12 protein-coding genes are annotated in these 8107 nt (G+C 55.7%); all 12 read left to right on the plus strand.

The window, feature by feature from the left end; genetic code table 11:
* The first annotated feature begins 3 nt into the window (after positions 1–3).
* Entirely contained in the window at positions 4–1551 is a 1548-nt protein-coding gene (locus tag EZ315_RS16185) for a hypothetical protein (protein ID WP_135469450.1), read from the plus strand.
* On the plus strand, positions 1545–1802 hold the full coding sequence (locus EZ315_RS16190) for a hypothetical protein (protein WP_135469453.1): 258 nt from the start codon (positions 1545–1547) through the stop codon (positions 1800–1802). Before EZ315_RS16185 ends, EZ315_RS16190 begins: the two co-directional genes overlap by 7 nt.
* Positions 1793–2209, plus strand: coding sequence for a phage protein Gp36 family protein (locus EZ315_RS16195; protein ID WP_135469456.1), 417 nt, complete (start codon positions 1793–1795; stop codon positions 2207–2209). Before EZ315_RS16190 ends, EZ315_RS16195 begins: the two co-directional genes overlap by 10 nt.
* 25 nt (positions 2210–2234) lie before the next feature.
* On the plus strand, positions 2235–3191 hold the full coding sequence (locus tag EZ315_RS16200) for a hypothetical protein (RefSeq protein WP_135469459.1): 957 nt from the start codon (positions 2235–2237) through the stop codon (positions 3189–3191).
* A 10-nt stretch (positions 3192–3201) separates the two neighbouring features.
* Positions 3202–3804, plus strand: coding sequence for a hypothetical protein (locus tag EZ315_RS16205; RefSeq protein ID WP_135469462.1), 603 nt, complete (start codon positions 3202–3204; stop codon positions 3802–3804).
* A complete protein-coding gene (locus EZ315_RS16210) occupies positions 3801–4079 on the plus strand; it encodes a hypothetical protein (protein WP_135469464.1) in 279 nt (92 codons plus the stop codon). Before EZ315_RS16205 ends, EZ315_RS16210 begins: the two co-directional genes overlap by 4 nt.
* 75 nt (positions 4080–4154) lie before the next feature.
* Positions 4155–4511, plus strand: coding sequence for a hypothetical protein (locus EZ315_RS16215; protein WP_135469467.1), 357 nt, complete (start codon positions 4155–4157; stop codon positions 4509–4511).
* A 114-nt stretch (positions 4512–4625) separates the two neighbouring features.
* Positions 4626–5186 (plus strand): hypothetical protein, encoded by a 561-nt coding sequence (locus EZ315_RS16220; RefSeq protein ID WP_135469470.1) that lies wholly within the window; start codon positions 4626–4628, stop codon positions 5184–5186.
* Positions 5186–6307: a hypothetical protein gene (locus EZ315_RS16225; protein WP_135469472.1), complete on the plus strand. Its 1122-nt coding sequence runs from the start codon at positions 5186–5188 to the stop codon at positions 6305–6307. Before EZ315_RS16220 ends, EZ315_RS16225 begins: the two co-directional genes overlap by 1 nt.
* A gap of 188 nt (positions 6308–6495) precedes the next feature.
* Positions 6496–7044 (plus strand): phage portal protein family protein, encoded by a 549-nt coding sequence (locus EZ315_RS16820; protein ID WP_242452644.1) that lies wholly within the window; start codon positions 6496–6498, stop codon positions 7042–7044.
* Positions 6980–7564 carry a phage portal protein family protein gene (locus tag EZ315_RS16825; protein WP_242452645.1) on the plus strand — a complete coding sequence of 195 codons (585 nt, stop codon included), beginning with the start codon at positions 6980–6982 and terminating at the stop codon, positions 7562–7564. Before EZ315_RS16820 ends, EZ315_RS16825 begins: the two co-directional genes overlap by 65 nt.
* A gap of 65 nt (positions 7565–7629) precedes the next feature.
* On the plus strand, positions 7630–8088 hold the full coding sequence (locus EZ315_RS16235; protein ID WP_135472948.1) for a hypothetical protein: 459 nt from the start codon (positions 7630–7632) through the stop codon (positions 8086–8088).
* Positions 8089–8107 lie beyond the last annotated feature (19 nt).

The following is an 8107-nucleotide window of genomic DNA, read 5'->3' on the forward strand; positions in this document are numbered from 1 at the left end:
AGTATGACAAAAGCGGAATTAAAAAAAGCGATTGAGGAATGGAAACAGCACTGCGAAACGGTGCAGGCTGCCACTTCCATTAACATCATAGAATCGCCGGCACAGCGTCTCGCGCGCATTGCCCGGCTGCGCTCTGATTATACCGCTTTCGTTGATTACTATTTCCCACACTGGACTATTAACCCCGAAACCGGGAAAGCTACCCCTTGCGCTAAATTCCACATTGACGCGGCCAATAAGATAAAAGCCAACCGAAACCTCAAAGCCGGTTTTGTCTGGCATCGTGGTGCGGCTAAGTCTACCAATATGGACGTATTTGTCCCTATGTGGCTAATGTGTCAGGAACGCCGCGAAATTAACGTTATGGTCATCGTCGGCAAGTCTGAGGATAACGCTAAAACTCTGTTGGGTGACATTCAGGCGGAGTTACAGTACAACCAGCGTTATATTGCCGATTTCGGGGAACAGTACAACGCCGGATCCTGGGAGGAGGGAGAATTTGTAACGCAGACGGAAGTCGCATTTTTTGCCCGTGGTCGCGGTCAGTCTCCGCGTGGTCTGCGCTACCGCTCACACCGTCCGGATTACATCGTTATTGACGACCTCGACGACGACGAACTGGTGGAAAGTCCGGCGCGTGTCTCTAAGCTGTTCGACTGGGTGCGCTCGGCTCTGTTCGGTACTCTCGACGGTGGGCGCGGCCGCTTCTTTATGGTCGGTAATATGATTGCCAAAAATTCAGTGCTGGCGAAGTGGTGCGATATTAAGAGCGTACACGTTACCCGTGTAAACATCTACGACAAAAACGGCGATATTTCCTGGGCTGCCAAATGGACCCCGGAGGAAGTGCAGGCAATTGCCGACGTCGCCGGTTATCGTGCATTTCAAAAAGAATACATGAATAACCCGATAATTGAGGGTGCAGTGTTCCGCAACGAGTGGATCCGCTGGGGTAAGCGCCCTGCCTGGTCTAAGTTCTCGGAAATTGTGCTTTATATCGACCCCAGTTTCAAAGGCTCAAACAAAAATGACTTTAAGGCGGCGAAACTCTGGGGGAAAGCCGGGACTCAGCTCTGGCACCTCCGTGCTTTTGTCCGTCAGTGCTCCGTTGCCGAAATGGTACGCTGGTGTTACGACCTTTACGAATGGGCGCGCGCTCAGGGTATCGCCGTGCGCTGGTACATGGAGGCGAATTTTATGCAGGACACCATCCTCGATGAATTTATGCGAGAGGGTGAACTTCGCGGCTACCAGCTCCCAATGACCGGCGACAAGCGCAAAAAGCCTGACAAGTTCCAGCGCGTTGAAGCTGTTTCGCCACTGTGGGAGCGTGGGTTCGTCTATTACGACGAGAGCCAGCGAGACGACCCCGATATGCTCGCCGGCATCGACCAGACCCTCGCATTTGAAAAGGGTATGCGCGGACACGACGACGCACCGGACGCCGACGAGGGCGCTATATGGATTTTACAGAGAGATACCCGACAAAAGAAAATTGTTTCATCCACTTCAATAGGGTTGCGACCTAACGCAAAAAATGTATCATGGTAATATTTGAATACTTCCGCGCCCTCCTGTTCGACTGGCGCAAAAAACGCGCGATCCGTGAAGCTCAGCGCTCCGCTGACCTCCACCGTAAAAAATTCCTGGTGCTTGTGCTTCATGGGCGCCCGGTCTGCGTATCTATGCAGGGCGTTAAAAAAATGATCCGGCAAAAGCGCCTCCCCGGCCTGACTGCCGAAAAAGCCCGCGAAATTGCAATTTATGAAGCTATGCCCAAAACTTCCGGCCTATGTTCCTGACTCTTGACGACTACCGGGGCGTGTGCGACGAATACGAGCTCAAGCAGATAACACAGAACGAAGAAACACGCCTGACCGCCGAAGCCGCCGCCCTGGAGCAAATCGGTTCTTATCTGCGTTATCGCTACGATATGACCCGGGTATTTGCTTCTGAGGGCTCAGAGCGTAACGCTATGCTCGTACAGTGCGCCGTAAATATTTCCCTTTGGCTAATGGTTCACCGTCTCCCTCAGAATATGGGACACGAACGCCGGGAATGTCTCTATAACGACGCTATCAAATGGCTTCGCGATATTCAAGCCGGCAAAGCCTCCCCCGACTTACCTCTCTATGAGAGTGAGGACGGGGACGACGCACGCAACCCGGTGCGCTACGGCTCTATGAAACCAAACAGATACGACTATTAAACACCCGTTAAATACCGTTTAACCCATGTTTAAGCTGTGTGCTAAAATTGAGATAACCGGCGAGCGCTGCTGGGACATCGGCTTTGTCTCGGCGGTGGAGATTGTACGCGACACTGAGAAGCTCACAGCCGAAGCCAAAATAACACTCCCTAAAAAAATGAAGTGGAACGGCTCGGCTGAAATTCCTGTGCATCGTGGCGACTCCGTGCGTATTTATCTGGGATATAACGGTAATTTACAGCTTGCTTTTGTGGGTTATGTCCGTGACGTAGGCTTCAAAACTCCGGTTGTCATTACCTGCGAGGATGATATGTTCAAACTCAAACAAATGCCGGCACAGAAAAAAGCCTACCGCTCTGTTACTATTGAAACGCTTCTTAAGGATCAGGGCATAACTTACCGGCTCAATGTTATGGGCGAACAGTCGCTCGGTGCTTATCGTGTCACCGCTGACACTGTGGCCGCTTTGCTCGGAAGATTATCAGAACAGGGCATCCGCTCATTTTTCCGATATGAGAACGGCGAGCCGGTTCTTTACTGTGGCGTGCTCTTTGACCGCGACAGTACTCCCTCGCAAGTGTTCCGCTCCGGGCTTAACATCATTTCAGACCAGAGCCTCCAGCAGCAAAAGGCTGAAAATATGCGCCTGCGCGTTAAGGCGGTCAGCCTTATGCCGGATAATAAAAAAATCAAAGTTGAGGTCGGCGACGCCGACGGCGAACACCGCACGCTCCACACCTACAACAAAACCGAAAGCGAGTTAAAGGCGTGGGCCGAACAGGAAATTAAACGCCTTAAACGCGACGGCCTCACCGGCTCTTTTACGACTTTCGGGGCTTCGCTTGTTGACTGCCTCGACGCTATCGGGCTAATTATCGACGGCAAAAAAGCCGGAGTCTATCAGGTCAAAAAGAATGTAATTAAATACGGCACGTCCGGCTACCGTCAGGAAATAACGCTCGGGCTGCGTGTCGGCGACTAAATAAACAGTTATGGCAGATTTACGAAATATCATCAGAGAACTGGCAAAGACCGACGGCGAGACTGTCGCGCTGGTCTGCACCGTGGACGCCGTGGACGAAAAAGCCCGCACAATCGACTGCACCCCGCTTAATGAGGGCGCCCCGTTGCTCGGTGTCAATCTACAAGCAAATCAGGGCGCGAATTACGGCTTTTGGCTTTATCCGGAAGTTGGCAGTTTTGTTATTGTCGGCTTCGTCGCAGACGGTGCCGCCGGGGTGGTTCTGAGCACTGAGAAAATAAAACAGGCCGAAGTCGTCATCGGTGACACCTCCGCCGTCATGGACGCTGACGGCTGCCGTATTAAAACCGCCAATATGTCCGCCAACATCAACGCCGACAATATAATTTTTAACGGTGGCAAACTCAACGGCCTTGTTAAAATCGACGACCTCACAAAGCGGCTTAACACAATCGAAAACGAGATTAACAAGTTAAAGGGTATTATGGCCGGTTGGGTCCCTGTTGCTCAGGACGGCGGCGCAGCTCTTAAAACTGCCGCTGCCGACTGGAGCGCCGACACCCTTTTGCTGACAAAGCGCAGTGATTACGAAAACGAAAAAATTAAGCAATGAACGGACTGCAAATAGACACAACAACCGGCGACCTCCTTGTCGCACCCTCCGGCGCGCTCATCGCCCCGGCTGACTCTTTCATTGCTGAATTTGTCATCCGCTCCCTCCGCGGCGACATCAAGGAACACCCCCTCCTCGGTGCAGAAGCGCCCCTAATGCTCGCCGGCACTCCCGACCCGTTCTGGCCGGGCAACACTAAAAAAATGCTGCAAGCCTGCGGCCTCCCTGTCTCTAACCTCACACTATCCCCCGACGGGGTGGTTATAATCTCTTAGCCTATGCAGTTTATTGTTTCAGACCGTCAAACACTCCTCGACGCCGCAGTTATCGCGCTTGGCTCGGTCGCCGGTGTGTTCGCCCTCGCTCAGCGCAACGACATCAGTATAACGGCCACACTCGCCGACGGCCTCCCGCTCATCTTTGAGCTCGAGGACGTTGTGGCCCCGGCTGTCCGCTCGGCCTATGCCGTGCAACACATCAGCCCTGCCACCGACATACCCCGCGCCGATTATCTGGAGTTGCTCTACCAGACCGGAACACGCCGCCCGCCTGTCGCCCAGAAGTTCGACCCCGATAACGTCGGCATTGTGGTTGACAAAATCGACGAAGTGATCGCCGACCTTAACGCCGGCCGACCGCTCAACATTCAGAGCAAAAACGAACTTACACGAATTTTTCAGGACCCTTTCGACGAGGTGTTCTCTTAACTCTTTTAATCCCTCAAAATGGAACCACTCACCCAAAACGACCTCAAGCAGCTTGACACGGCCGCGCTGCTGCTTCAAGCTCAGGCCATACGCGACGCGGTGGCCGCTAAAACCGTGTCGGCCCGTCAGGTTGGCGAGCTGTTCTGCGGCCTCATTGAAGCCTGCGACGACATCAACGCTGCCGTCAGCCTCTTTTTATCGGTCAACCTCCCGGAGATTTTGGCCGACATCGACAAACGGCTCGCCGGGGCTGACACTGCCGCAGCCGACACACGCGCGGAGCTCCAAAAGTCCGAAGCCGCCCGCGCCCGTATCGACTCGCTCATCTCCCAGCTATCCGGCCAGAGCCTCGCGGCTCCGCTCCGTGTTGACATCATCAGCGCGCCCCGTACTGTAACGCTCGCCAATCCCGTGCGCCAGCAGATACGCGCCCGCCTGTTCCCCAGCTTCGGCCTCGGCTCTGTCCTCTGCATGGGCGACCACCAAGCCCTCGACGTTTCGCCCGACGGCTTCATCACCCCGCTGCGTCTCGGCCGCTCTTATGTCAATGCCGTGGCTACCTCCGACACATCGGTTTACAAAACACTTTGCATCGATGTTGTGCCACCGCGTTGCCGTCTCACGGCCTCCGGCGCGCTACGTCTCGACGGCAAAGGTAATTTAAGACTCACATAATGGCAACCGAAACACGACATATAAACTACAAAAGCGACTTTGTCCTCCGTGAGCGCTTCCGCGACGCTGCCGGCAAAATCGTGCCACTCCCCGACGGGGTGGACTTTGTGCTGACATATACAGTTAAGCACGGCCATACTTTCACGGCCTCGCGCTCCGGTGACGCTTATAAAAATTGCCTGCCCGACGGTGACGCCCTGCTTGTCATTTTCAAGGATCACGGCTTATGTGAGGGCACGCTGCGCCGTGAACTGCATTTGCAGCTAATTAACGACCTTATGCCCGACGGCCTGCAAAATGTATATTACCCCGCCGACCCCGGCGTAGAGCTCTGGCAGTTCGCCACCGACTCCCCGGGCGTCGTGGAGTGCGACCTGTTGGCGGCATACACCCGCGGCCTGCCGTTCACTTATGAGGATTTCACGCCGGAGCAGTTGGCCGCCCTCAAAGGCGACAAGGGCGACCCGTTCACATGGGCCGACTTTACCCCCACACAGATTGAGATCCTGAAAAAGCCGGCGACCGAAGCCGCCGACCTCGCCAACACAGCAGCCAAAAAAGCAGACACCGCCGCAAATGAGGTGCGCGAACAGGCGCAAAAACTTGCCGACACATCGTCCGAAGCGGTCAAGACTTGCAATGCTGCCACCCAAGCCTCAAAAGCCGCCACAGGGGCCGCAGAAACAGCCACAGAGAACGCCCGCAACGCTGCCACGGCAACCAATGCCGAGCGTGAGCTTACAGAACAGAGCCGCCAACGCCTCGAAGCCGTGCCCGACCGTGCCGAACAGGTAGCCGCGCCAATTCCCGACGGGCTGCGCGTCATCAGCCCGGGCGTTGTCACTCTTGGCAACGACGTGCCCCAATATATCCGCGCCCGGGTGCTTCCCGCCGGTGCGCTTCAAAATGTAATTTTTCAGGCTTTCGGCGGAGCTGCCGGAGTGGAGCCCGACGGGCGTGTGCTGCCATTCCGCCCGGGTGTCGCCCAGGTGCATGTTATCCCCACGCTCGGCACTCGCTTTTACCAGACTGTTGAGCTGCGCGTTGTCGCTCCCTCCCTGCGTCTGGCCGCCCCGGGCGCGCTCCGCCTCGACTCTGCCGGCAATATTCGTTTAACTTGACATTTCACCGCAATGGCTAATTTTTTAGATAACATCCGCGACTATTTCAGCCGCCCCACACGCTCCCAGCTTCAGACGCTGGCGCGCGCCGTCGCCTCCAAAAAGGGGGTGCAGATTTCGGCAATGCTCCAGCAGCAGTCCGACTCCCTGACAAAAAGGACATTGCCGACTGGCGAGCCGCTAACCAAATGGCTATCGACTACGAAAACCCAAACCGTTGCCGCCTTTATGATATTTACGCCGATTGCGTCCTCGACGCCCACCTCTCCGGCTGTATCGCCCAGCGCAAGGGCAAAGTGTTGCAGAAAGATTTCCGCCTCGTGGACCAGAACGGCAAGGAAAACACCGCCGCCACCGAACTGCTGCAAAGTGAGTGGTTCGCCGATTTCCTCAGCCTGTGTCTGGATTCTATCTACTGGGGGCCGACCCTCATACAGTTGGGCGACATCATACGCGACGGCGGCCCGCTCCGTTTCAATAATGTGGAGCTTGTGCCGCGTAAGCATGTCATCCCTGAATATGGGGTTGTCGTGCGCTCCCCCGGCGACGACTGGCGCGGCGGCATTTCCTACCGTGAGGGCGACGTGGCTAACTGGTGCGTGGAAGTGGGCAAGCCGCGAGACCTCGGCCTGCTACTGAAGTGCGCCCCCTCATGTATCAGCAAAAAAAAATATGCTGGCCTACTGGGACGTATTCGGCGAGATCTTCGGTATGCCTATGCGCATAGCCCGCGTTAACTCTCTCGACGAAGCGGAGCGCGCAAAGGTGGAGGCGTCTCTGCGCGACATGGGCGCGGCTCAGTACATCGTGGCGAGCGACGGCACCGAAATTGAAATTAAGGAAAGCAGCCGCGGCGACGCTTACAACGTCTATGACCGCCGCGTGGACCGCTGTAACTCCGAACTGTCTAAGGTGGTGTTAAATCAAACAATGACTATTGACTCCGGCTCCTCGCTCTCGCAGTCAGAAGTGCACCTTGAAATTTTTGAGCGCACCACCGAAAGCGACGCCACAATGTGCGCCCACATCATCAACGGCCGGCTCCTCCCGCTCATGGTCCTGCACGGCTTCCCGGTCAAGGGCCTGCGCTTCCAGTGGAACAATGCCGCCGCGTTCTCTCCGGCTGAAAACCGCGAAAACCTGCGCCTCGTACTTGAATATTTCAACGTGCCGGGCGAACACATCACCGAAACACTCGGCATCCCGGTGGAGTCTCCGCGCGAAGCCAAAACACAGCCCGACCGTTTTTTCGACTGAGCCGCACCCGGTCGCTTCTGGGAGTGGCCGGGCTGCGGCGCTCATATCTCGCGTTTAACGCCGCTTTGGGCGATTTGTATAGCGACGACCTCCTGCGACTCGCAGACGCGCCAGACAAGCCCGATTTTGACGACACGGCATTTTTTGACGCTGCCGGCATGGTCTATAATGCCGGTGGCTTCGACGCGTCGCAACTTTCCACCCCCGAAGCGCGCCGCCTCATCGCAGAGACTCTCAAGCAGATTAACCGCGCCATTTCCTCCGGCGTCTCCTATGAGGTGCCGGAAACGGTGCGCCATGCCCTCGAAAACAATGCTTTTATTTTCTCCGGCTTCAAGGCTTACCACACGCTCCGCGAGGTGGGCTTGTCGCTCACTACCGACACCGGCGAAATAAAGCCCTTTGAGCAGTTCCGCCGCGACGTGGAAAAAGTCAACAACCAATATAACCACAATTACCTTTATGCGGAATATAACCACGCGGTCGGGGCTTCTCTTATGGCTGAACGCTGGCAAAAAGATTGAAGCCGACGGCGACAAATAC

It is taken from the genome of Duncaniella freteri, assembly GCF_004766125.1.
GTDB classification, from domain to species: domain Bacteria; phylum Bacteroidota; class Bacteroidia; order Bacteroidales; family Muribaculaceae; genus Duncaniella; species Duncaniella freteri.

What these genes read in the sequence shown, in the direction of transcription:
- EZ315_RS16820 (WP_242452644.1), top strand. Translation starts at nt 6,496, where the DNA reads ATGGCTATCGACTACGAAAACCCAAACCGTTGCCGCCTTTATGATATT.
- EZ315_RS16210 (WP_135469464.1), top strand. Translation starts at nt 3,801, where the DNA reads ATGAACGGACTGCAAATAGACACAACAACCGGCGACCTCCTTGTCGCA.
- EZ315_RS16825 (WP_242452645.1), top strand. Translation starts at nt 6,980, where the DNA reads ATGCTGGCCTACTGGGACGTATTCGGCGAGATCTTCGGTATGCCTATG.
- EZ315_RS16225 (WP_135469472.1), top strand. Translation starts at nt 5,186, where the DNA reads ATGGCAACCGAAACACGACATATAAACTACAAAAGCGACTTTGTCCTC.
- EZ315_RS16195 (WP_135469456.1), top strand. Translation starts at nt 1,793, where the DNA reads ATGTTCCTGACTCTTGACGACTACCGGGGCGTGTGCGACGAATACGAG.
- EZ315_RS16185 (WP_135469450.1), top strand. Translation starts at nt 4, where the DNA reads ATGACAAAAGCGGAATTAAAAAAAGCGATTGAGGAATGGAAACAGCAC.
- EZ315_RS16190 (WP_135469453.1), top strand. Translation starts at nt 1,545, where the DNA reads ATGGTAATATTTGAATACTTCCGCGCCCTCCTGTTCGACTGGCGCAAA.
- EZ315_RS16205 (WP_135469462.1), top strand. Translation starts at nt 3,202, where the DNA reads ATGGCAGATTTACGAAATATCATCAGAGAACTGGCAAAGACCGACGGC.
- EZ315_RS16200 (WP_135469459.1), top strand. Translation starts at nt 2,235, where the DNA reads ATGTTTAAGCTGTGTGCTAAAATTGAGATAACCGGCGAGCGCTGCTGG.